This window comes from Marinococcus luteus, assembly GCF_900106595.1.
GTDB lineage: Bacteria > Bacillota > Bacilli > Bacillales > Marinococcaceae > Marinococcus > Marinococcus luteus.
Map to the genome: position 1 here is coordinate 49895 of NZ_FNNC01000006.1, position 22692 is coordinate 72586.

Consider the following 22692-nt stretch of genomic DNA (forward strand, 5'->3'; position numbering starts at 1 on the left):
TAATTTTAGTGTCAGAAATGCTGAAAGATACAGCATATCACGGAGAAAAAGCGAGAACTATCGCAAATGTATGTAAAAAAGTAAAATGAGCTGCTTCCAAAAAGCAATATAATATTTTACATACCCTGTATACTGCCATTGTATACGACAAAATGAAACAATGCCGTAATTAGCCGCAGAAAGGGGCCTATTCTCATGCAGGAATATCGTCTGACAAAAATAAAGCTCGAACATTCAGGGAAAACCATCAGCATCTCACGCGGCTCTCTGACTGTGTATAATGATGAAGCCAATATATGGTATGCCGAAATTGAACAGCCTTCAGAGGTGGAATTATTACAGGAATGGAAGAAAAAAGATACAGAAGAAGAAGTAATGTTTTTTACTGAGGGTCATAGCGCAAGAATCGGCTATGCTGAAGTTACGAGAGTAACGGAAAGCAGTTCAGGAGTGAGTGTGAGCTTTAAAGGAGCAGGAGAACTTCGGCTCGTGGGAAGCAACTAGTAACAAAAATATCTGTGGGGGGCTATGAGCGCTTGTACCGGTTACTCAGCATACAGAAAAGAGGTACAAAAACGTGTAAGCGCTTTAAATCACTTTTGAGATGTGTGAAAATAGGGAAAAGTATAAAACAATTGAATAGAATACAGACCCGGAGTAGAAGTCTTTGGAACTCATTAAGGGAGGCGTTACCGATGAAAGAGTATCGCTTAACGAGGCTGAAGTTTGAACACGCACAAACACCATTGACGTTCGATAAAGGACTTTTAACTGTATATGATTACGAGCCGGCAGAGGTTTGGTATGTAGAACTTGAAAACCCTCATCACATCGAGCTGTTCGAAGAAATGTACGATAACTGTGATGTGCGCAGCATGATTTTTTATACGGAGCGAAATAGTGCCCGGATTGGCAAAGCAAACATTACCAGGGTATTAAAAAGTGACGGGAAAGTAAGCGTCAGTATTAAGGGTGAAGAAGCATTAAAGCTTGTAGGAAGTTAAACAGCCGGTGCCCGGGAAATATCCCGGGTCTTTTTTTGCTCTGTCTCAAAAAAACAGGTTCCGGAAAGGACGGAACGGGAAAGAAAAAAGCAGAACACATAGAATGGAAGATGACACATGCTGATAGATGTAAAAAAGGAATGGGAAAAAATCATTGGCCCGTTCGAGAGCGAGCGTCTGACGGGAGGGTTCAGTCATCACACCTTTTTAGTTACCCAGGCGTCCGGGCAGTACGTATTGAAAATTGAAAAAGGGAGCGGTGGCTATCTGCGTCGGGAGTATGAAGTTCTGGAACAGCTGCGCGGCGGATCCTTTCTCCCGGCTCCAGCCGGCTGTCTGGAATCAGAAGGCTATTTTTCATTTATGCAAAGCTATCACCGCGGAGAAAATGTCTCCAAACTGCCCTCCCACTCTTCCTACTGGCTCGAGGCGTATAAAAAGCTTGCTGTCACGCTTGCTTCTGAGGTGCACAGCCGTTCAGGGCGTATCCGCGAGTATGACCGGAATGCAGAGCCTCTCAAGCGTGAAATAGATGCTCTCCCTCCAAGGGGCATGCATCATCAGGCTGTTGAAGTTTGGGAAGCACGGACATCTTCAGGGATTACATTTGTACATGGAGACGCAGGGCCGCACAATATGATTCTGAACGAAAACCATAGTGCAATCCTGATCGATTGGGAGTGGGCCGGATGGAATGATCCGATGATAGACATTAGCTGGGCGTTATGGAACGCAGCCTTCCACGCCCCTGAAAGATACAGCGAACTCCGTCGTGTGTTTTTGGAAACGTATGTAAGTATTCGTACGATGAACATTACAGATGCCAATATTAAAGCATACAGTCTCGCTGTGATTTACCGAGCGCTTGGCCGGGTAAAACGTTCTCCGGAAGCTATTCAGCGCCGGTGGATCAAACGGCTGGAATGGACATTGGCCAGCAACTGGGAAAAGGGGGTCGTGCTGTGAATATTCAACCTATGAAAGAAATTGACCGGCAGAAGAAAAAAGATTTTTTTGCGACCTGCTGGGAAACAAATGAGATGCATGTTAATAATCAAACGTATGTACTGCCGGAGCTTGAGGGATTCTGTGTCCAGGAGGATGGTGTACTCGCCGCAGCGATTACTTATACATACGAAGGCAGTATCGGTTTAATTGTGTCTCTTGACAGCATAATTGAAAAACAGGGGCACGCGAGCCGTCTGCTTATGCATACAGAGGAGTATTTAAAAAAAGCGGGGGTGGAGGACCTGAGGGTTGTTATTACAAATGAGAATGAATACGCGCTTCGTTTTTACCGGCGCCGGGGCTTTCAGCTGGCGAGTGTGCATGTTGATGCCGCGAGGAGAGCCCGGGAGGATAAGCCGTCTATCCCGCTGGTCGGTGTAAACGGAATAACAATCCGGGACGAGTGGCATCTGAGAAAATGGTTATAGCATAAGAGAGCCGCGCATTATTATGCCGGCTCTCTTTTTAGGATCCAAATATGGGGGAAGCCGCCTGTTCTTCGCATAAATTATAAGGAAGACAGAGTGGCATTCCGGAACGGGGATCTTTAATAATATCACTTTTGATGCCAAATACTTTTTCGATAATTCCTGCTTCCATCACTTCGTGAGGCGTGCCGGTCTTTACAACATTACCGTGTTTGATGGCAACAATATGGTGAGCGTAGCGGCTGGCATGGTTCAAATCATGCACGACCATCACGATGGTCCGGTGCTCCTGTACGTTCAGTTTTTCAAGGATGTTCAGCACTTCCATCTGATGGGCCATATCAAGAAAGGTGGTAGGCTCATCCAAAAACAGGGTTTCGGTCTCCTGTGCCAGAGCCATGGCAATCCATGCCCGCTGGCGCTGCCCGCCGGATAAATGATCAATCGGGCGGTTGGCGAATTCGCGCATGCCGGTGATTTCAATTGCCCAGCCGATCATTTCTTTATCATGGGCTTTTAAGGAACCAAAACCGCGCTGGTGGGGGGCCCGCCCGTACGTTACAAGCTCCGTAACCGTCAAGCCCTGCGGAGCTTCGGGGTTTTGGGGAAGGATGGCCATCTGTTTGGCGAGTTCTTTTGTTTTTTGGCTGTGGATGGAGCTGCCGTTTAAGTAAACGATGCCCTTCGAAGGCTTCATCAGCCTCGACAGGGCTTTTAGAATGGTAGACTTTCCGGAACCGTTTGCGCCGACAAGCGCGGTAATTTTACCAGAAGGAATCTCAATATTTAAATCGTTTACGATTGTCTGCTGATCATAACCAATATGGAGTTGATCTGTTTCGATCATCGCATAAACATCCTTTCAGGGTGATAAAGTTAGACATTGCTTCTGGCAAGCAGGTATAGGAAATAAGGAGCGCCAATAACGGCCACAACAATCCCCGCGTGAATTTCCGACGGTTGAATAATGGTACGGCCGAGCGTGTCCGCAAACAATAGAAGCAGGCCTCCGAGAAGCGCCGAGGCCGGGAGGACAAGCGCATGATTGGGGCCGATCAGCCTCCGTGCGATATGAGGAGCGATCAGTCCGACAAAGCCGATGCCGCCGCTGACAGAAACAGCCGATGCTGCAAGCGCCACTGAGGCAAAGGTGAGCAAAAGGCGCTCTTTTTCCACCCTAAGGCCGAGTCCTTTTGCCATCTGTTCGCCGAATGTAAGAGTATCGAGTGCGCGCCACCGGTAATAAATGAAAATCGATAAAATAATAAACCAGGGAAGAAACGAATATACGTAAGGCCAGGTGGACCCGTAAATTCTTCCAGCAAGCCATATAGCGACAAAGTCAAACTGCTCCGGCTGCAGACGCAGCATGAGAACGGTCATCAGTGCATTCAGCCCGGCAGCTACTGCGATGCCGGTCAGTATCATTCTCATCGGAACGAGTCCGAGCTGCCGGTCGTAGGCCAGAATATAAATTAATGCTGCAGCGAGCAGGCCGCCAAAAAGGGCGAATACCGGAAGTAAATACGGAGAAGCGGCGTCAATCGAGCTGAAAAACGAAATATATAAAACTACAAACAAACCGGCGCCGGTAGTAATGCCGAGAATACCCGGATCGGCGAGACTGTTACGGGAGATTCCCTGGAGCACGCATCCTGAAACGGCAAGAGCAGCTCCGACAAGAAGAGCGATAACGATCCGGGGCAGGCGGAACTGAAATAGTACGAGATTCTGGTTACTGTCACCAAACCCGAAGAGCGTCTTTAACACTTCCAACGGACCCAGCGGGGTAATTCCGGAATTCATGCTGAACAGCAGCACGATAAATATTAGAATGGCGAGGGAGCTGAAGACGGAAATTCGCCGTCTGCGGCGTTTGCGTTCCCATTCGCCGGAAAATATAGAATGCATTTAAAGCTCCCTCCTCTCGCGGCGCGCAATGTATAAAAAGAACGGCACACCGATAAGCGCGAATAAAGAGCCGAGAGGGGTTTCATATGGCGGATTAATAATCCGGGCACCGATATCGGCAAGCGACATAAAGATCCCGCCCACCACGATAGAGCACGGAATGATAGCCCGGTAGTCGACCCCCACGAAAAACCGGACTACGTGAGGGATAACGAGGCCGACAAATCCGATAGGGCCTGCAATGGATACGGCAATGCCGGCGAGAAATAAAACGGCAAGTGTGCAGAGTAGTTTTATCAGGCCGACACGCTGCCCAAGACCCGAAGCGATATCATCCCCAAGACTTAAAATAGTGACAGACCTCGACAGGGCGACCGCAAATACAAGCGCTCCCCCCATCCACGGGAGGGCTGGCAGCAGCTGTTCCCACCGGACGCCGGACAAACCGCCGGCATACCAAAAAGCAATATCCTGGCTGAGATCAAAGTGAATGGCAATGCCTTCACTTAACGCAGTGAACAGAGCGTTAATCGCCGCCCCGGCAAGCACCATGCGAAGAGGTGTCAGGCCGATGCGTGAAAGCGAAGCAATACCAAAAATCAGCCCCATGCTGATCGCCGCCCCTAAAAAAGAAAAGACTATCAACAGGTTATAAGAGAGCCCCGGCAGAAACGCAAAACAGACTGCCACCATAAAAATCGAACCTGCATTGATGCCGAGAATCCCGGATTCGGCCAATGGATTTCTTGTCATTCCCTGCATAATGGCTCCGGCTACGGCGAAGCAGGCGCCGACAATAATATCTGCGATAGCCCGGGGGAGACGAAGCTCGCGGATAACTACGTGATCATTCAAGGAAGCGTCATAGTGAAACAATGCGTTCCAAACAGTACCAATCTCCACGTCTGCGGCACCGACAGAAATCGAAAGCAAAAAAATAAATCCAAGTATAGGAAGGCCGGCAATAAACATTAGTACAGCTATTACAGGACGTGAAGTAATATCGTCTTTATAGCTGGAAGGTTCCGTTTGTTGACGCATGTTATATCCTCTTTCAACATTAAAAAATCATTCATCAGTGATAATCATTATCAATCAATTTTTATCATATCAGTTGAATTTCTTTCTGTCCATGTTTTCCTGTATAAGCAGCGGAAATTATAAAAATCCGGTCTTTTCCGAATAGGGAAAAGCCGGATTTGTTTTATTATTTTTCAGGTGGTGTCGCCTTTAATCAATTGCACGTCGAGCACAATGTTTTGATTATGTTTTCCATCTGCCTGCCGTTCAATATTACTGATTAAGGAAAATGCAAGCGCTTCTCCCAATTTATCGAGTGGCTGCTGAATGGTCGTCAGCCTGGGTGTCTGCAGCATACGGGTAAAGCTGTGGTTATCATAGCCGATAATTTTCAGTTCCTCCGGCACACGAATATGATGCCTGGAGGCGTAGACATATAACGCGTACGCGAGCAGGTCATTACTGCAGAATATGCCGTCATAGTTTTCAAGAACAGCACTGATGTGTTCTTCAATAAATTTATAATTATCTTCAAAGGTCGCTTCAATATAGGCTCCCTCGAGACTCATGTAAGAGATGCCTGCCTTCATAGCTGTTAATTCAAAGGCGTCCTTGCGCCGGTTGGCAAGCAGGTCATATTCGAGAGGCCCCGAAATATGAAGGATTTTTTTGCATCCGCCCTCAATCAGGTGTTTGGTGGCAATCTCTCCGCCCTGATAGTTATCGCTGGCCACATAAGGAATAGAAGGGGAAATTACGCGGTCAAAAGAGATGACCGGCATTTCTTCATGTTCATATTTTTCGGTAGACAATGTATGGCTGCATACAATAATACCGTCCGCGCGGTTCTGACGAAGCATATTTATATAATTGGCTTCCTTTTCGGCATCGTGCACAGAGTTACAGATGATGATTTTGTAATGCCGGGCATTTGCGTAAGCTTCAATTTCATTAATCAGTTCAGAAAAGAAAGGGTGGGCCAGGTCAGGCACAATTACGCCGATTAACCCGGAACGGCTGCGCTGAAGTGAGCGGGCAATCTGATTCGGCTGATAATCGAGCTCCTGCATAGCTTTTTCCACCCGGCTTCTTGTCTCTTTTCCGATATAGCCCCGATTATTCATGACTCTTGAAACAGTAGTTACGGAAACCCCGGATAATTTCGCGACATCTTTGATACTGGACATAGGCACTTTCTCTCCTTCTGGCAGGCAATCTTCTATTTTTATTATAACTCATTTCTTAGGCGGACAATTTATGAAAACGTTAACTTATACTATGTGATTAAATAATCCATGAAAAATGCTTATTTGTAAAGCTTTTATTGAAGACGAAAGTAGAAATTAAGAATAATGTGACTATTTTTATGAAAACGTTTGACATATATTTTTAAATACGTATAATGCAATTTGAAAGCACTTACAAAAAATGAATGCATAAGGGAGTGTGCACCGTGAAAAAACCTGCCCTCTGTTTAATCGCTTTTTCAGCTTTAGGTCTTGGCGGATGCTCGTTTGAATCGTTTGGAGCAGATGATAATCGTACAGAAATAGAAATCATGACAGGAAAAGTAGAAATTAACGATGCTTTTGAGGAACTGGCCAGAAAATACGAAGAAGAGAATCCAGATGTGAAAATTCAGATTACGAGCGTAGGCGGGGGTTCAGACTACCTTGGCACGCTGAAATCGCGTTTTTCTTCGGGAGACGCCCCGGACGTATTTAGTGTAGCAGGACCCAGGGAGCTGCAGCAGTTTGATCAGTATGTGAAAGATTTATCGGACACAGAGTCAGCCGAAACAGCTCTTGACGGCTCCCTCGAGCAGGTAAGTGAAGGGGACGAAGTGTACGGGCTGCCTTTCAATTATGAAGGGTATGGATTGATTTATAACAAGCGGATTTTTGAAGAGGCAGGAGTTAATGCTGACGAGATTCAGTCATATGAAGATTTAGAAGCAGCGGTGCAGACAATGGACAGCCAGAAGGAGGAGCTGGGTATCGACGGAGTATTCGCTTTTCCGGGAAAAGAATCCTGGGTCATTGGCGGCGATCTGGGCAACGCGTACCTGTCCCCCGAGTTTGATGAAAGCGGTACAAAAGCATATGAGGCAGAAACCGTAGATTTCGAGCGCGAAAATGAGTATCAGCGGATGTTTGATCTTCAGGCGGATTATTCAATTACTCCGGTTCTCAGCATGACCTATGCCCAGCAGGTGGAGGAATATTTTGCCCAGGGCGATACCGCGATTATCCAGCAGGGCAACTGGGTGTACCCGTCGCTTGCCCAGGCAGATGAAGAGTTTGCCAACGAAGATATAGGGATGATGCCGATTCCAGTCGAAGGGCACGAAGGAGAAATACCGGTCGGCGTTCCGAACTATTGGGCAGTAAATGAGGATAATGATGATGAAAGCATTCAGGAAGCAGAGGCATTTCTGGACTGGATGAACAATTCTGAGACCGGCAAGGACGCTGTGATGAATGACTTTAACTTTGTGCCGGCCTATGAAGATTACGATACATCGCAAATTTCTGATCCATTGTCCCAGCAGGTTAATGAAAGCATCGAAAACGATGAAACGCTGAACTGGATTAAGCTAAGCTTCCCAAATGCATGGGATGGTTTCCTCGGCTCTCAAATGCAGCGCTATTTGAGCGGTGATTATACGTGGGACGAAGCAATAGAAGCCTCGAAGGAAGAATGGAAGGAAGAACGTGCCACGGAGTAGACGGCAGAAAGCCGGATCTTCAATAAAGAATACAGCTCAGGCACATTTCAAGCAATGTCAGGAGGAGTACGATGAATGATCGCAGTTTAGCATATTGGTTATTTTTAGCCCCGGTACTGATTGCTCTGGGAGCAGTGGTAATTGTTCCGTTCTTATACGGATTCGGCTTGTCCTTTACCAACTGGAACGGGGTGTCCATCAGCAGCTTTGTCGGACTGGAAAACTACATCAGCCTGTTCCAGGACGGTGAATTTCGCAACGCCTTTTGGTTCACACTTTTATTTGCTGTCGCGACAGTGATACTACTGAATGTTTTTGGTCTCGGCCTTGCTTTGCTGGTGACCAGAAGTTTAAAAAGCAGCAATCTGCTTAGAACCGTTTTCTTTATGCCAAATCTGATCGGCGGATTGATTCTTGGCTTTATCTGGCAGTTTATTTTTGTGAACGTGTTCAGTGAAGTAGGCACAGCCTTAAACATTGAAGCGATGCAGGGATGGCTGTCCACAACTGCAACCGGCTTTTGGGGGCTTGTGATTCTGACCGCCTGGCAGATGTCCGGCTATATCATGGTTATCTATATTGCTTATCTGCAGAGCATCCCCGGTGATTTGATTGAAGCTTCAAAAATTGACGGTGCAGGGGCTTTTGAGCGTTTTAAAAGTATTTTGTTCCCTCTGCTCGCCCCAGCCTTTACGGTCAGCATGTTTTTAACGCTTTCGACCGGCTTTAAGCTTTACGATCAAAATTTGTCACTGACAAATGGCGGTCCGTTCGATTCGACCCAGATGCTTGCCATGGATATTGTGCGGACGGCTTTCGTGGAAAACGATATGGCTTACGCTCAGGGGAAAGCAGTTATTTTCTTTATCATTGTGACGGCGATTGCACTCGCCCAGGTTTACTACAACAAACGCCGGGAGGTTGAAATGTAATGAGTATGTCCAAAGCCGAAAAACGCAGACTGGTACCGCTCGAAATTGCAGGGATAGTCCTCGGAATACTTTGGTTGATCCCTTTTTATCTGATGCTTACCAACGCTTTTAAAACGCCGGACGGAATTTTTGAAAGCGTGATGGCTCTGCCCGGCACCTTTGTATGGCAGAATTTCGTTACCGCCTTTCAGGAGCTCGACTTTCTCAAATCCTTATTTAATTCTGTTATGATTACGGGTGTGAGTATCGCTGTTATCATCATATTTTCTTCGATGGCCGCCTACGCTCTCGCCCGGAATCCGAGCAGGCTGAGTACGACACTGCTGTTTGTATTCGTTGCTGCTATGCTTATTCCGTTTCAGTCCGTGATGATTCCGCTCACGTCGATCTTTGGCCAGTTAAACATGATGAACGGGGCCGGCCTGATCTTCATGTATCTTGGCTTCAGCTCGAGTCTGGCGATATTTTTATACCACGGGGCGCTCAAAAGCATTCCAAAATCGATGGATGAAGCAGCAATTATTGACGGAGCGAATCGCTTTCAAATGTTTTGGTTTGTTATCTTTCCATTGCTAAAGCCGATTACAGTGACTGTTGCCATTTTGAATGTCATCTTTATCTGGAACGACTATCTGCTGCCGTCATTAGTGCTCGGGGAGGCTAATGCAACGATCCCGCTGAAAATGTTCTATTTCTTCGGGCAGTACACGACGCAGTGGCATCTAGCGCTTGCCGGCCTTGTGCTTGCGGTGCTTCCGGTTATTATTTTCTATTTTATCGCTCAAAAACAAATTATCGAAGGGGTCTCGGAAGGAGCGGTAAAATAAGCTGCTGCGCCTTCCTGCCGGAATTTTACAAACACAGGAGGCATCTGAACAATGGAACAGGCATGGTGGAAGGAAACAGTCGTTTATCAGATTTACCCGAGAAGCTTCATGGACGCAGATGGGGACGGAATCGGCGATATCCCCGGGATTATATCAAAGCTCGATTATCTGCAGGAACTGGGCATCGGGGTAATCTGGGTATGCCCGGTATATGCTTCGCCAAACGACGATAACGGATACGACATCAGTGATTACCAGGCGATTATGCCGGAATTTGGGACGATGCAGGACTTTGACAGGCTGCTCGGGGAAGTTCATCAGCGGGGGATGCGCCTGATCATGGATCTGGTCATCAATCATACGTCCGATGAGCATCCGTGGTTTGTGGAATCGCGTTCGTCCAAAGAAAGCAAATACCGGGACTATTACATTTGGAGGCAGCCGGAAAATGGCCGGGAGCCAAACAACTGGGGATCCATTTTTGAAGGGTCAGCCTGGGAATGGGACGAGCATACCAAAGAGTATTTTCTGCACGTTTTCTCCCGTAAGCAGCCGGACTTGAACTGGGAAAACCCGGATGTCCGCCGTGATCTGTACGACATGGTCAACTGGTGGCTCGATAAAGGAATTGATGGATTTCGCATAGATGCTATTTCCCATATTAAAAAGAAGCCCGGCCTTCCCGACGTGCCGAATCCGAACAATGAAGATTATCCGCCTTCATTCGACGGCCATTTAAACCAGCCCGGCATTCAGACATACCTTGAGGAGCTGAAGAAAGAAACATTCGACCATTATGATATTATGACCGTCGGAGAAGCCAACGGAGTAACCATTGAAGAAGCGGACGCATGGGTTGGAGAGCAAAACGGCAAATTTAACATGATCTTTCAATTTGACCATGTTGATTTGTGGGGAAAAGGCGGTGACAGCCGGCCGGACATTTTTGCCCTGAAAGAAATTTTTGCTAAGTGGCAGAAAGGGCTGGACGGTGTCGGCTGGAACGCTTTGTTTTTAGAAAATCATGACCTTCCGCGTTCAGTATCCACATGGGGAGATGCGGATAACTACTGGTACGAAACGGCTACGGGACTGGCGACGATGTACTTTTTCATGCAGGGAACGCCGTTCATTTATCAGGGCCAGGAGATCGGTATGACCAACGTCGAATTTCCTTCCATTGAAGATTACAATGATATCGCCATTCGGAACCTGTACTATAAGGAACGCCAGGCAGGAACGCCGCACGAAGATATTATGAAAACAATCTGGAAGACAGGCCGGGACAACTCCCGCACGCCGATGCAGTGGGACAGCGGTCCGGGTGCTGGCTTTACGACAGGTACGCCCTGGCTGAAGATTAATCCAAATTATTCTTCGATTAATGTCGAACAGGAAAAAAAGAGATCCCCGTCTGTATTTGCTTACTATCAAACATTAATACAGCTGCGTCAGGAATGGAAAACGCTTGTATACGGTTCATTTGACCTTGCGCTTGTGGACCACCCGCAGGTTATGGCGTATATAAGAACCCTTAAGGGTACCAAAATGCTTATCATGGTGAATCTGTACAATGCTGAAACAAGCTGTGAGCTGCCCGAAGAATTTGCAGCCGAGGCCCCGGACCTGATATTAAATAATTACGGGAACGCCCAGTCGGAGGGGGCAAAGGAAATTACCCTTCGACCGTTTGAAGCTGTCGTTTATGCTTTAGGAGGTGGCGGTGTATGAATCATCAGCAGCAAATAAACAAAGCGGTGAAAGGTATTGCTTCCATACAAAAGAAAAATAAAAAGGAATACTGGCGTCCCGCCTTTCACATTACAGCACCTGTATCATGGATGAACGATCCCAACGGCTTCAGCATGTTTAAGGACGAATATCATTTATTTTATCAGTATCATCCTTACTCACCGGAATGGGATAACATGCACTGGGGACATGTTAAAAGCCCGGACCTTGTCCACTGGGAGCATCTGCCGCCGGCGCTGGCGCCAAGCGAGCCTTATGATACGGATGGCTGCTTTTCCGGAAGTGCTGTGGAAGCGGACGGGGAGTTAGTCTTAATGTATACAGGTAATGTATGGACGGGCCCGGATCCGGATGAAGACTTGAAGCAGGTTCAGTGTCTGGCTACAAGTACAGATGGCCTCCGGTTTGAAAAGCATGTCCAAAATCCTGTAGTCTCAGAAGCTCCTGCAGGAAGAACACATCCGAATCATTTCCGGGATCCAAAAGTGTGGAGAGAAAATGATTATTATTATGCAGTACTTGGCTCCCGGACAGTAGACAATGTCGGGCAGGCGCTTCTCTACCGGTCAGAAAACCTCCTGGAGTGGGAATTCATGAACATACTGGCAGCTGGCCGCGGGAATATGGGCTACATGTGGGAATGTCCGGACCTTTTCCGTCTCGATGGTTTTGACGTGCTTGTGATGTCCCCGCAGGGCGTGCTTCCGGAGGGGGAGAGGTATCATAATCTGCACCAGGCTGTGTACGCCGTAGGCGATCTGGACCTCGAAAAAGGAACGTTTGAATTTGATGTGTTTCATCCGCTCGATCATGGTTTTGATTTTTATGCCCCGCAGACAACGCTGGACCGCTTTGGGCGCAGAATCGTTATCGGATGGTTTGCCATGTGGGAAAGTGACATGCCTGAAAAAGAAGAATTGTGGGCCGGTGCGATGAGCCTGCCGCGCGTTTTGTCCTGTGAAGCGGGCCGGTGGAAAAGCCGGCCTCTGCCGGAAATGGCAGACCTGCGCAGAGAGGAAGTGAAACGAAGCGGCGTCATCATTGAAGATGAAAGGCAGATAGAAGGTGTCGAAGGAAACTGTCTGGAGCTCCAGGTTGTTATAGATCCGCAACAGGCAGAACAATGCGGTGTGGATCTTCTCGCAAATGAAAGTACAGGGGAAAAAACGAAGCTTGTATATAATGCACGCGAGCAAAAAATAACGCTTGATCGTGAAAAATCGGGCACGGGGCCAGGGGGTACAAGAACCACGGACGTTGTTCTGGAAAACGGCCTTTTGCATCTGCATATTTTTATTGACCATTCCACGGTAGAGGTATTTATGCAGGGCGGGGAAAAGGTGATGAGTGCCCGCGTCTACCCCGCAGAAGCTTCTACCGGGGTCCGCTTTTTCAGCGACAGGACAATAGAACTGGTTGAAATCCGGAAATGGAAGCTTTCAAAAAGTATATCGACTGCAGCGCCCGACATGCAGCTGTTATTAAAAAATGAATAATAAAAGCAGCCGTACCTAAAAACTACGGCTGCTTTTTATCGTGGCGCACTGTGAAAGGTTATTCGGTCAGCTGGACCATCTGGGCAGAGGACAGGACGGTATCCGGAGGATTTACGGTGAGGCATACGACAATGCCCGAAGGATCTGTGACGTATAAAGCATGTTCTTTACGGTGAAACGGATAGCCGGCAGCCTCCAGCCTTTCAGCGACAGGCTCGAGCGACTGGTCAGAAGGAAGCAAAAGCGTGTACATGTCGATTCCGGTGTTTCGTATGGATGCTTTAGGGGCCTGGGCTCCGGCCCATGAATTAAGCCCGATGTGGTGATGGTAGCCGCCGGCAGCAGCAAAAAAAGCAGGAAATTTCTGCGGATCGGCGGTCAGTTCAAATCCCAGCACTTCTACATAAAAACGGTAAGCTTTCTCCATATCTTGCACATGAAGATGCACGTGGCCCATCACAGTTCGAGCCGGCAAGCCGTGCCATTGGGTATTTTCCCCCTCCTGAAGCAGCTGTTGTTCATGGAGGGGGTCGACAGTCATGTGGACGAATCCGTTACTGTCGTATTTCCATTCAGTTCGGGGGCGGTCACGGTAAACCTCGATACCGTTTCCGTCCGGATCAGTCAGATAGAGCGCTTCACTGACGCTGTGGTCAGAGGCTCCGAACCGCTCGCCGATGCTGTGAAGATGACGCATTAAAGCTCCGAGGGACGCGCGGTCCGGAAGAAGAACAGCAAAGTGGTAAAGACCGGCATACGTGCGCGGGGGAGTGACCGAACCTTCCACTTCCCGAAGCATGACGAGAGGGAGTTCGTCTGAGGGCACGCCGAGAACAGCGGTAGAAGAGGAATGTCCGAGTATCCGGAGACCGATTACGTTTTCGTAATAAGCAGCGGCCCGGCGGATATCCTGCACCCTAAGCTGTACAGGTCCGACAGAAACAGCGGGATCAATCACATTAGTCATGGGTGAACGCTCCTTTGTTATTTATTATAGTATGCAGGTGTATGTAGAGTTCATCATACTAGGAAAAGACTCAGGCATGGAAGTACCCACTTTGAAGTGGTATAGTATCCCAAATGATACTGCCAGAGGAGGCGCCAGAAAAAAGCGTACAAAAAAGGGTTTTCTTTTACCCTGGGCAGGAGAGAGCAGAAGGAAACGAGAAGAAAGCAAAAACAGTTTCATTACAGGCAGGGGAGGGCAAACAATGCATGAAAAACACGGATCGTCCGCAATAGACAAATATGATTTCCCGGATACGCCCGAAGAACAGGAGCTTAAGAACGCGATTGTTTCTGCAGAAATAGAAGGATTTGTTTTTTCAGAAAAAGATATCGAAGCTGTGCGGAAGCTCCGCGACGGGCAAATGACGATTAAAGAAGTGACAGCTTCTGTAGCGGAAGGACGTTTATAATATGAGTGAATCCTATTACACTTACGGAGACAGCGGAGTGCTTATAAACAAAATGAATTTTCGGGAAGCAGCCAAAGCAGAGAAAATCGAACAGATTATTACCACGTACCGACTGCAGCAGATGATGACAGCAAAAAAGGTGCTTGGATCCTTTGATGAAGAGCATATACGACGTATTCACCGGCGGCTGTTTTCTGATGTATACGCCTGGGCGGGAGAATTTCGGACGGTGGACCTTGCTAAAGGACACACATCCTTTCTGCCTGCAGCGTTTATCGACAGAGGGCTGCGTCATCTAAGAGACTCTGTCCAGGCAAAAAATAAATTGACGTACAGAGACAGGGAAGCTTTCGCCGAAGCCTTTGCCCCGGTCTATAATGACCTTAATCATATTCATCCGTTCCGGGAAGGAAACGGTAGAACGCAGCGGGAGTTCGTTCGTCAAATTGCCTGGCACCACGGCTTCGACATGAAGTATACCCCTCACCAGCAGGCAAGGCTGTTTGAAGCCTCTGTGGCTGATGATGAAAAGAAAGCAGCCGCAGCACTGGCGGAGGGATTGACTGAAAGCTGAAAAAGCAGCCTCCTGAGGGAAGCTGCTTTTGGTTTATTGTTTTTCGATCAGGGCGCCCTGGCGCGTGGCACGCGGCTTCGCTTTAGGAACGGGCCTTGAAGCGGCGATTTTTCCTTTAGCTATGCTGAGCACAAAAGCGGTAGCGATAATGGAGAGTGTGGAATAAGCGCCTGCGATTAAACCTACAGAAGCGAGCCCGACAGCCACCGCCAGTATATCAAAGGATAAATTTACTTTGCCGGGGTTCCACTGGAACCGCCGCTGAAGAAATAACGCCAGAATGTTAGCCCCGCCGAGCGAGGTGTTGTTCATAAATAAAATCGATATGCCGGCTCCTATACTGACACCACCGAAAATGGCTCCGGCAGCCGGATGGATGCTGAAAGCAGGAAGAAAGTAATCCAGACTTGTCAGAGCGGAAAGCAAAGATACTGCGGCGATCGTATTCAGGGTGAAGTTCCATCCCATATGCACAACGGAAAACACGTAAAAAGGCAGGTTAATTATAAAAAACACAGCCGAAAAAGACAGAGGCAGGACATATGTTAAGCCGAGCGCGAGGCCTGCCGTGCCTCCGGTGACTAAATCAGCGTGCTGGAGCAGTGTAATGCCGAAGGCAGCTAACAAACATCCAGCCAGGACTTGTAGTATATTGGTTATGTTTATCAACGGTCGTCTCCCCTTCAACAATAGGTTACTTCTATTATAAGGAAAAATAATCCATGGATGAATAATTATATGAAGGATAATTGGTTTAAAAACAATAAAAATGAATACATAATTGATTTTTTATATTCAAAAAGAAAGGTGAAGTGCGTTTAAATGGATCATATTGATATCGAAATGCTCGAGATACTTCAGGAGGACGGGAGAATATCGGTAAGCGATTTATCCAAAAAATTAAATTTAAGCCGTCCAAGCGTTTCTGAACGAATGACGAGGCTGCAGGAGAGAGGGATTATTGATCACTTCAGTGCAGTGATTTCTCCGGAAGCCGTTGGCCGGGATACGCTTCTGATGATCCAGGTGAGCGAACTAAAGGATACGATCTCCCGTTTTGAAAAAATGATTGCAGAGGATACGCGGGTGCTTGAGTGTCACCGGGTCACCGGGGAAGTAAGCTATTTTATTAAAGCAGCGGTGCAAGGAATGGACAGCCTGAGAGAGTTGGTTGATACCCTGATCTCGTACGGAAACATTAATACGTCGATTGTGCTGAAGTCACCGGTGGAGCGAAGAAAAATACTCCCGGAAAACCGGGAGCAGGGATAGTCGGTTTTCTTTCTAGGGGTGGGTAATTGTGATAAGATTAATGTGATTTAGAGAGCGAGAGCATATACAGCAGGGGGGAGAAAGATATTGGTGAACGAACGTGAAGCGTTGCAGCGTGTCATCGAAAACGTGCAGCAGGTCGTGGTCGGAAAAAAAGCTGAAATTGAATTAAGCCTGACAGCGCTCCTGGCCCGCGGACATATCCTGCTTGAAGATGTGCCCGGCGTAGGGAAGACGATGATGGTGCGGGCAATTGCCAAATCCATTGGCGCGAGTTTTAAACGAATACAATTCACCCCGGATCTTCTCCCATCAGATGTTACAGGTGTGTCTATATATAATCAGCGGACGATGGAGTTTGAGTTCCGGCCCGGCCCATTGATGGGAAACGTTCTGCTGGCAGACGAGATCAACCGTACTTCCCCGAAAACGCAGTCAGCCCTTCTCGAAGCGCTGGAGGAAAAAAGTGTGACGGTGGACGGTGAAACGAGAAGCCTCGAACGTTTATTTTTTGTAATGGCCACACAAAATCCGGTAGAGTACGGAGGGACATACCCTCTGCCGGAAGCACAGCTCGATCGTTTTCTGTTTAAGCTCCGGCTCGGCTATCCGACAGAAGAGCAGGAGATAGAAGTGCTCGAACGCGTGGAATTCACGCATCCGATTGACGAGCTTTCATCTGTCATGAGTCTTGAAGACGTCCTGAAGGCTCAGGAGCTGGTGAAAAACGTGCATGTGGACCATTCAGTGAAACAGTATATTGTTTCCATTGTACGGGAGAGCAGAAATCACCGTGATATTTATCTTGGCGTAAGTCCAAGGGGATCGATTGCGCTGATGAAGGTATCGCAGGCATATGCTTTTGTGAGAGGAAGAGACTACGTGACTCCGGATGATGTGAAGTATCTTGCGCCATTTGTTATGGGGCACCGTCTCACCCTGCAGACAGACCAGCAGATGGCGGATAAAGACGGAGAGACCGTGGTGCGGGACATCTTATCGAGTGTCCGCGTTCCGGCATCGGACAGTGATTCGGCGGTACGCCCATGAATCGGTTTTTAAAAATTGGAAGAAAAGTAATGCAGCTGGCAGCTGTTCTGGCTGCATTAGCTGTATTATTTATTTACGCCATGTTTCAAGGGGGGTTTGTCAGCTGGTTTTTGTTTTACAGTGTAACGACCCTCGCAGTCATACAATTATTATTATTAATTTATCCGCTTCGTTCTTTAAAGGCTGAACGCAGGCTTGATGCTGATATGCTTTCCTTTGACGGTCATACTGAAGCTGTAGTCACATTGAAAAAAAGAATTCCGCTTCCGCTGATATATGTGAAAATCCGGGATCATCAGCCTTATGGGCTCCGGGATTGGGAAACATCGGCTGAAGCCCTGATTTTTCCTTTTTTTCAGAGGGAGGCGTCCTATTCCTACAGCCTCATGGGCAGAAGGAGGGGAAAGCATACCATCGACTATCTCCGCGTCCGTTCCGGCGATCTGTTTGGCTTTGTAGAAAAAGATTACGATATTTTGGTTTCTTCCACAGTGACAGTGCTTCCAAGAATGAGAAAATTAGCGAACTGGAATACAACGGCAGATAATTCCTCGGAAGCAGTCTCGCTGTCGCAGCGGCTGCAAAATGAATCTGTTAACGTCGCAGGGGTCAGGGATTATACACCCGGGGACCGGATGGCAAATATTGACTGGAAAGTAACAGCCCGGGCCGGAAAGCTTGTCACGAAAGAATTTGAAGCTGAAAAGGGACAGGGCTATTTTCTGCTGCTTGAAAACGCAACTGACATAACATCCGAACCATTTGAAACTGCGGTGGAATTTGCTGCTTCTCTGACGGAGTATGCCTATCAGATGAAAATGCCGATTGGCTACGGGGTCACTGCTTCCGGGCAGCTTCTGCAGCCTCCCGGGACCTCGAAAGAGCATTTCCAGCGTATTTATCAGAGTCTGGCGTATGTGGAATTGCACACAGAACCAGAGGCCTCGCCGTTTTTACGCCAGGCCCCGGGGCTCGGAGCGCTGATTTATGTTACCCCGGTACTTTCTAAGGTTAGAATTAAAGAATTAAAACAGTGGGCCGGGCAAAAACGATCTGTTATTGTAGCTCTGCTCCCTGATGAGAGTGGGTTCTCCCGCCGGGAAGGTGCAGAAGCGCTGCGGCACACCAATATTCATATTTATTATGTGCAGCCGGGCGAGGCTGGCTTTGAAGTGTTATAGAGGAGGCATAATTATTTGGTTAAACCGGAGCATACCTGGAAAAAGTTGATTGTTTATATTCTTGGTTATTTTCTGTTGGCAGAATGGTTGCTGCCTCTGCCGGAAGCCGCCGGGACAGGGTCAGTGACCATATTTATGGTTGTTTCTGCCGCCTTTTTTATCGTAATTTACCTGCGTCCGCCCTGGTGGGCGATTATCGGCAGCGTACTGCTGGTTATATTAACGGGAATAAACACCGTTTTTTATGAGGAATCGCTGCTGCAGCTGAGCTGGCTGCTTTCCCTGGCTGCAGAAATGCAGACTAATGCCGGCTATATTATCAGCGGCCAGTGGTACGCTCTGACAGATATGTTCCGCAGTGTTCTGTTTATGCTCCTGCTCGCTATTATGAGTTATTTGATTTATTTCTGGGTGGTACAGTCCCGCCGGATTTTGTTTTTTCTGACGTTTACGATTATTTATATTGGCGTCATGGATACTTTTTTCGAGTACGATGGAATGTTTGCGATAATCCGTACGTTTGTTATAGGGTTTTTGCTTTTAGGACTGCTTCAGTGGGAACGTATTGTCTCACGGGCGGCAGACAGGCAGGCACAGAGGAAGGTCTTTATCCGATGGACGCTGATTATGGCTGTTTTTTTAATTATCGCCGGAGGCGTTGGAGTGCTTGCTCCCAAAAGTGAACCACGGTGGCCTGACCCCGTTCCGTTTTTAACGTGGGGAGAGAGCAGCACCGGGAGCAGTCAGGGCGTGCAGAAGATTGGCTATGACAGTACCGATGAGCGTCTCGGCGGCGGGTTTCAAATGAATGATATGCCTGTATTTACTGCCTCTGGAGATATTAACGGCTACTGGCGGGGCGAAGCGAAAAATGTGTACACCGGCCTTGGATGGGAAATAGAGTCCCCTGATGAAACCTCTTCTGAGGCAGGCTTGTACCATGAAAGTATCGAGACAGAAGAAAAGGAAGTAAACATTGAAATGGCAGAAACCCAGGAGTTTGACTTTGCCTTTTATCCGGGTTCGTTTCTTTCTATCGAAGAAGATATAGAAACATCGGTGGACACCTGGACAACCCAGGCGGAGTTTGAGACTGGCGGGGACCCGGCCTCGTTAACCAATTATACGGTTGCATATGCAACGGCAGATTTCCCCGTAGAGCAGATGAGCGCTGTCACTGATAATTCAGAAGACCCGGAGGAAGTCACGGAATATTTTACACAGCTTCCGGACGATCTTCCGGGAGAAATTCAGGAGCTTGCCGAAGACCTTACTGAAGAAGAGGACAACCGCTATGCGAAGGCAAGGGCGGTAGAAAGGTATTTGCGCGGGCCTGATTTCTCCTATCAAACGACAAACATTCCGGCTCCATCGGAAGACGGGGATTATGTCAGCCAGTTTTTGTTTGAATCGCGGACCGGGTACTGCGATAATTACTCGACTTCGATGGCGGTGCTGCTCCGGACGCTGGATATACCGACACGCTGGGTTAAAGGGTTCACAGAAGGCGACCAGGCTCCGGGAAATGAAAACCAGGTGGAAGTTACAAATGAAAATGCGCATTCCTGGGTGGAAGTGTATTTTCCGGAGGTCGGATGGGTGCCGTTTGAACCGACGAAAGGTTTTTCTTCAGAGTTTAATTACACATATGAAAACAATGAAGCGTCGGAAGAAGCACCTGAAATTGAAGAAGAGGAAGCGGAGGAAGAGGAAGCTGCCCCCGAAGAAGAGGAAGCGGCTCCTGAAACAGGGGAAGAAGGCGAAGAAGAGCAGGCGGACACGTCCGGTGGGGGCGGAATTGACTGGAGGCTTCCGCTGTGGCCCTTTTTTGCAGTGATTGTCATTCTCCTTGGAGCCGGATGGCTTTTCCGGAAGAAGCTGCGGGCCAGCTATCTTCTTTTCAAATACCGGCACATGCATTCCGATCCAGAGTTTCAAAGTGCCTACCAGGCACTGATCCGGCTGCTGCATACAGCTCGTGTGAAACGAGCCAACGGGGAGACTTTGCGGGAATTTGCCCTGCGGGTGAATGACGTCTACGGCAGCAGTGATATGGAACGTCTGACAGAAAAATATGAACGTCTGTATTACGGGCGTAAGAACGGGGACGGAGCCGAGCCTGAAACAGTCGCTGCATGGAAACGACTGGTAAAGAAAATCCGTTCTTGACCGGTCCGTGACGGGCTGTTAAAATTTATTTCATGTTTACAGGTGAATACCTCGTATAGTTTGGGATCAGGCCCAAATGTCTCTACCCGGCCGCCGGAAAATGGCTGGACTACGAGGGCAGTGAAGGACAGACGGCGACAGAAGCCCCGCCATTTGTCTCCAGTCATAAAGCTGCTTTCGTATAATGCGAGAGCAGCTTTTTTGGTCTGTAAAAAATACTTTCATTGAAGTATTTGACGTACGCCCGGTAATCGAAAACAGATAGTTGCCCGGAAGCGGGCATTCCTTTAAAGTGAACCTTGCACGTACATATTTGAAAACAGTTAGGGGTAGAAGCGATGAGTGTAGGAAATATCAGTGAAACGATTATTGTTCTGGACTTTGGCGGCCAGTATAATCAATTGATTACACGCAGGATCAGAGATCTCGGTGTTTTTAGTGAACTCCATCCGAACACGATCAGTGCAGAAAAAATTAAAGAATTGAATCCGGCGGGGATTATTTTTTCCGGCGGGCCGAACAGCGCGTATGTCGAAGGTGCGCTCACCTGCGATCCAGCTATTTTTGACCTGGATATTCCTATTCTGGGTATCTGCTACGGGATGCAGCTGATGACACTGCATTACGGCGGAAAAGTGGAAAAAGCCCAGCACCGGGAGTATGGTAAGGCTGATATCCATGTGCAGGCGAATCCAGTATTATTTGAAGGGCTGCCGAAAACCCAGAGCGTGTGGATGAGTCATGGTGACTTAATTGTCGAGCCGCCGGAAGGTTTTACGGTGGACGCGACCAACCCATCATGCCCGGTAGCTTCGATGAGTGCTCCGGAGAAGAAAATGTACGGCGTTCAGTTCCATCCCGAAGTACGCCACACCCAGTTTGGTGATGACATGCTGAAAAACTTTGCCTACCGGGTCTGCGGATGCTCGAATGAATGGACGATGGCCAACTTTATCGATGAGCAGGTGGCAATTATCCGGGAACAGGTGGGCAGCCGTAATGTGCTGTGTGCGTTGAGTGGCGGTGTGGACAGTTCGGTAGCTGCTGCTCTTGTCCACAGAGCGATCGGAGATCAGCTCACATGCATGTTTATTGATCACGGCCTGCTTCGTAAAGAGGAAGCGACAGGTGTCATGGAGTCTCTCGGACGTGGATTCCAAATGAACATTGTGAAAATTGACGCAGCCAAACGTTTCCTCGATCAACTCGAGGGAGTGAGTGATCCAGAGCAAAAACGGAAGATTATCGGAAATGAATTTATATACGTGTTTGAAGAAGAGGCAGGAAAGCTTGAAAACGTGGATTTTCTTGTCCAGGGCACGCTGTATACAGACGTCATTGAAAGTGGTACGGATACAGCACAGACGATCAAGTCCCACCATAATGTCGGCGGACTGCCGGAAGATATGAAATTTGATCTGATCGAGCCTTTAAATACGCTGTTTAAAGATGAAGTCCGCAAGCTCGGAACGGAGCTGGGAGTGCCGGATGAAATCGTGTGGCGTCAGCCGTTCCCGGGGCCGGGACTCGGTATTCGTGTACTCGGGGAAATTACAGAGCAGAAGCTCGAAATTGTCCGGGAATCGGATTATATTTTACGGGAAGAAATCAAGAATGCCGGTCTTGACCGTGAGATCTGGCAGTACTTTACGGCGCTTCCGGATATGAGAAGCGTGGGCGTAATGGGAGACAGCCGGACATATGATTACACTGTCGGCATCCGTGCGGTAACTTCTATTGACGGTATGACTTCGGACTGGGCCCGTATTCCATATGACGTTCTCGAAAAAATTTCCACCAGAATTGTCAATGAGGTGCAGCACGTCAACCGTGTAGTATACGATGTTACGTCCAAGCCGCCTTCGACCATTGAATGGGAGTAGGGGCTTGCGCCGTGAGCGCTTAGTTAGTATATAATAGAA

General features: G+C 48.1%; 22 protein-coding genes and 1 riboswitch. Of the genes, 16 read left to right on the top strand and 6 right to left on the bottom strand.

Translation table 11 applies throughout. The annotated features are described in order from the left end of the window. Window positions 1–195: 195 nt before the first annotated feature. The 4 genes from BLV22_RS12150 (at window position 196) to BLV22_RS12165 (ending at window position 2440) form a co-directional block, all read left to right on the top strand. The gene (locus BLV22_RS12150) at window positions 196–504 is read left to right on the top strand and encodes a hypothetical protein (protein ID WP_091615754.1); all 309 of its coding nucleotides are present in this window, start codon (window positions 196–198) and stop codon (window positions 502–504) included. Window positions 505–695: 191 nt separating this feature from the next. Continuing rightward, window positions 696–1004, top strand: coding sequence for a hypothetical protein (locus BLV22_RS12155; protein ID WP_091615757.1), 309 nt, complete (start codon window positions 696–698; stop codon window positions 1002–1004). A 117-nt stretch (window positions 1005–1121) separates the two neighbouring features. Then, window positions 1122–1970, top strand: coding sequence for a phosphotransferase family protein (locus tag BLV22_RS12160; RefSeq protein ID WP_091615760.1), 849 nt, complete (start codon window positions 1122–1124; stop codon window positions 1968–1970). Next, window positions 1967–2440 (top strand): GNAT family N-acetyltransferase, encoded by a 474-nt coding sequence (locus BLV22_RS12165; RefSeq protein WP_176967767.1) that lies wholly within the window; start codon window positions 1967–1969, stop codon window positions 2438–2440. Before BLV22_RS12160 ends, BLV22_RS12165 begins: the two co-directional genes overlap by 4 nt. A gap of 37 nt (window positions 2441–2477) precedes the next feature. Here the strand turns inward: BLV22_RS12165 and BLV22_RS12170 are convergent, their stop codons facing one another. The 4 genes from BLV22_RS12170 to BLV22_RS12185 form a co-directional block, all read right to left on the bottom strand. Further along, window positions 2478–3287 (bottom strand): ABC transporter ATP-binding protein, encoded by an 810-nt coding sequence (locus tag BLV22_RS12170; RefSeq protein WP_091615765.1) that lies wholly within the window; start codon window positions 3285–3287, stop codon window positions 2478–2480. Window positions 3288–3316: 29 nt separating this feature from the next. Beyond that, window positions 3317–4351, bottom strand: a complete 1035-nt coding sequence (locus BLV22_RS12175) for a FecCD family ABC transporter permease (RefSeq protein ID WP_091615769.1) — start codon at window positions 4349–4351, stop codon at window positions 3317–3319. Further along, on the bottom strand, window positions 4352–5392 hold the full coding sequence (locus BLV22_RS12180) for a FecCD family ABC transporter permease (protein WP_091615772.1): 1041 nt from the start codon (window positions 5390–5392) through the stop codon (window positions 4352–4354). It abuts the gene before it with no gap. A gap of 173 nt (window positions 5393–5565) precedes the next feature. Continuing rightward, window positions 5566–6558, bottom strand: coding sequence for a LacI family DNA-binding transcriptional regulator (locus BLV22_RS12185; protein ID WP_091615775.1), 993 nt, complete (start codon window positions 6556–6558; stop codon window positions 5566–5568). Window positions 6559–6824: 266 nt separating this feature from the next. Between BLV22_RS12185 and BLV22_RS12190 the strand changes: the two genes are divergently transcribed. The 5 genes from BLV22_RS12190 (at window position 6825) to BLV22_RS12210 (ending at window position 13106) form a co-directional block, all read left to right on the top strand. After that, complete coding sequence (locus BLV22_RS12190; RefSeq protein WP_245724091.1) at window positions 6825–8099, top strand: ABC transporter substrate-binding protein; 1275 nt, start codon at window positions 6825–6827, stop codon at window positions 8097–8099. A gap of 71 nt (window positions 8100–8170) precedes the next feature. Beyond that, window positions 8171–9031: a carbohydrate ABC transporter permease gene (locus tag BLV22_RS12195; protein WP_091615781.1), complete on the top strand. Its 861-nt coding sequence runs from the start codon at window positions 8171–8173 to the stop codon at window positions 9029–9031. A gap of 5 nt (window positions 9032–9036) precedes the next feature. Further along, on the top strand, window positions 9037–9858 hold the full coding sequence (locus BLV22_RS12200; protein WP_091616203.1) for a carbohydrate ABC transporter permease: 822 nt from the start codon (window positions 9037–9039) through the stop codon (window positions 9856–9858). 51 nt (window positions 9859–9909) lie between these two features. Then, window positions 9910–11589 carry a glycoside hydrolase family 13 protein gene (locus tag BLV22_RS12205; RefSeq protein ID WP_091615784.1) on the top strand — a complete coding sequence of 560 codons (1680 nt, stop codon included), beginning with the start codon at window positions 9910–9912 and terminating at the stop codon, window positions 11587–11589. Next, window positions 11586–13106 (top strand): glycoside hydrolase family 32 protein, encoded by a 1521-nt coding sequence (locus BLV22_RS12210; protein WP_091615787.1) that lies wholly within the window; start codon window positions 11586–11588, stop codon window positions 13104–13106. Before BLV22_RS12205 ends, BLV22_RS12210 begins: the two co-directional genes overlap by 4 nt. 58 nt (window positions 13107–13164) lie before the next feature. Here BLV22_RS12210 and BLV22_RS12215 read toward each other — a convergent pair whose 3' ends face one another. Beyond that, a complete protein-coding gene (locus tag BLV22_RS12215) occupies window positions 13165–14073 on the bottom strand; it encodes a VOC family protein (protein ID WP_091615789.1) in 909 nt (302 codons plus the stop codon). Between the two features lie 244 nt (window positions 14074–14317). Between BLV22_RS12215 and BLV22_RS12220 the strand changes: the two genes are divergently transcribed. Both BLV22_RS12220 and BLV22_RS12225 read left to right on the top strand, forming a co-directional pair. Continuing rightward, window positions 14318–14524, top strand: a complete 207-nt coding sequence (locus BLV22_RS12220; protein WP_091615792.1) for a hypothetical protein — start codon at window positions 14318–14320, stop codon at window positions 14522–14524. Window position 14525: 1 nt separating this feature from the next. After that, on the top strand, window positions 14526–15098 hold the full coding sequence (locus tag BLV22_RS12225; protein ID WP_091615795.1) for a Fic/DOC family protein: 573 nt from the start codon (window positions 14526–14528) through the stop codon (window positions 15096–15098). A gap of 33 nt (window positions 15099–15131) precedes the next feature. Here the strand turns inward: BLV22_RS12225 and BLV22_RS12230 are convergent, their stop codons facing one another. Continuing rightward, window positions 15132–15767, bottom strand: coding sequence for a YitT family protein (locus tag BLV22_RS12230; protein ID WP_245724092.1), 636 nt, complete (start codon window positions 15765–15767; stop codon window positions 15132–15134). Between the two features lie 153 nt (window positions 15768–15920). On the opposite strand from BLV22_RS12230, the gene BLV22_RS12235 reads away from it, so the two are divergent. From BLV22_RS12235 to guaA, 5 genes are all read left to right on the top strand, one after another. After that, a complete protein-coding gene (locus BLV22_RS12235) occupies window positions 15921–16370 on the top strand; it encodes an Lrp/AsnC family transcriptional regulator (RefSeq protein WP_091615798.1) in 450 nt (149 codons plus the stop codon). Between the two features lie 90 nt (window positions 16371–16460). Further along, a complete protein-coding gene (locus BLV22_RS12240; protein ID WP_091616209.1) occupies window positions 16461–17420 on the top strand; it encodes an AAA family ATPase in 960 nt (319 codons plus the stop codon). Then, a complete protein-coding gene (locus tag BLV22_RS12245; protein WP_091615801.1) occupies window positions 17417–18601 on the top strand; it encodes a DUF58 domain-containing protein in 1185 nt (394 codons plus the stop codon). Before BLV22_RS12240 ends, BLV22_RS12245 begins: the two co-directional genes overlap by 4 nt. Before the next feature lie 15 nt (window positions 18602–18616). Beyond that, window positions 18617–20770, top strand: coding sequence for a transglutaminase TgpA family protein (locus BLV22_RS12250; protein WP_091615804.1), 2154 nt, complete (start codon window positions 18617–18619; stop codon window positions 20768–20770). A 31-nt stretch (window positions 20771–20801) separates the two neighbouring features. Continuing rightward, window positions 20802–20902: riboswitch (purine riboswitch) on the top strand. Between the two features lie 206 nt (window positions 20903–21108). After that, window positions 21109–22653 (top strand): glutamine-hydrolyzing GMP synthase, encoded by a 1545-nt coding sequence (gene guaA / locus BLV22_RS12255; RefSeq protein ID WP_091615807.1) that lies wholly within the window; start codon window positions 21109–21111, stop codon window positions 22651–22653. Window positions 22654–22692 lie beyond the last annotated feature (39 nt).

What these genes read in the sequence shown, in the direction of transcription:
- BLV22_RS12150 (WP_091615754.1), top strand. Translation starts at nt 196, where the DNA reads ATGCAGGAATATCGTCTGACAAAAATAAAGCTCGAACATTCAGGGAAA.
- BLV22_RS12155 (WP_091615757.1), top strand. Translation starts at nt 696, where the DNA reads ATGAAAGAGTATCGCTTAACGAGGCTGAAGTTTGAACACGCACAAACA.
- BLV22_RS12160 (WP_091615760.1), top strand. Translation starts at nt 1,122, where the DNA reads ATGCTGATAGATGTAAAAAAGGAATGGGAAAAAATCATTGGCCCGTTC.
- BLV22_RS12170 (WP_091615765.1), bottom strand. Translation starts at nt 3,287, where the DNA reads ATGATCGAAACAGATCAACTCCATATTGGTTATGATCAGCAGACAATC.
- BLV22_RS12175 (WP_091615769.1), bottom strand. Translation starts at nt 4,351, where the DNA reads ATGCATTCTATATTTTCCGGCGAATGGGAACGCAAACGCCGCAGACGG.
- BLV22_RS12180 (WP_091615772.1), bottom strand. Translation starts at nt 5,392, where the DNA reads ATGCGTCAACAAACGGAACCTTCCAGCTATAAAGACGATATTACTTCA.
- BLV22_RS12185 (WP_091615775.1), bottom strand. Translation starts at nt 6,558, where the DNA reads ATGTCCAGTATCAAAGATGTCGCGAAATTATCCGGGGTTTCCGTAACT.
- BLV22_RS12195 (WP_091615781.1), top strand. Translation starts at nt 8,171, where the DNA reads ATGAATGATCGCAGTTTAGCATATTGGTTATTTTTAGCCCCGGTACTG.
- BLV22_RS12200 (WP_091616203.1), top strand. Translation starts at nt 9,037, where the DNA reads ATGTCCAAAGCCGAAAAACGCAGACTGGTACCGCTCGAAATTGCAGGG.
- BLV22_RS12205 (WP_091615784.1), top strand. Translation starts at nt 9,910, where the DNA reads ATGGAACAGGCATGGTGGAAGGAAACAGTCGTTTATCAGATTTACCCG.
- BLV22_RS12210 (WP_091615787.1), top strand. Translation starts at nt 11,586, where the DNA reads ATGAATCATCAGCAGCAAATAAACAAAGCGGTGAAAGGTATTGCTTCC.
- BLV22_RS12215 (WP_091615789.1), bottom strand. Translation starts at nt 14,073, where the DNA reads ATGACTAATGTGATTGATCCCGCTGTTTCTGTCGGACCTGTACAGCTT.
- BLV22_RS12220 (WP_091615792.1), top strand. Translation starts at nt 14,318, where the DNA reads ATGCATGAAAAACACGGATCGTCCGCAATAGACAAATATGATTTCCCG.
- BLV22_RS12225 (WP_091615795.1), top strand. Translation starts at nt 14,526, where the DNA reads ATGAGTGAATCCTATTACACTTACGGAGACAGCGGAGTGCTTATAAAC.
- BLV22_RS12235 (WP_091615798.1), top strand. Translation starts at nt 15,921, where the DNA reads ATGGATCATATTGATATCGAAATGCTCGAGATACTTCAGGAGGACGGG.
- BLV22_RS12245 (WP_091615801.1), top strand. Translation starts at nt 17,417, where the DNA reads ATGAATCGGTTTTTAAAAATTGGAAGAAAAGTAATGCAGCTGGCAGCT.
- guaA (WP_091615807.1), top strand. Translation starts at nt 21,109, where the DNA reads ATGAGTGTAGGAAATATCAGTGAAACGATTATTGTTCTGGACTTTGGC.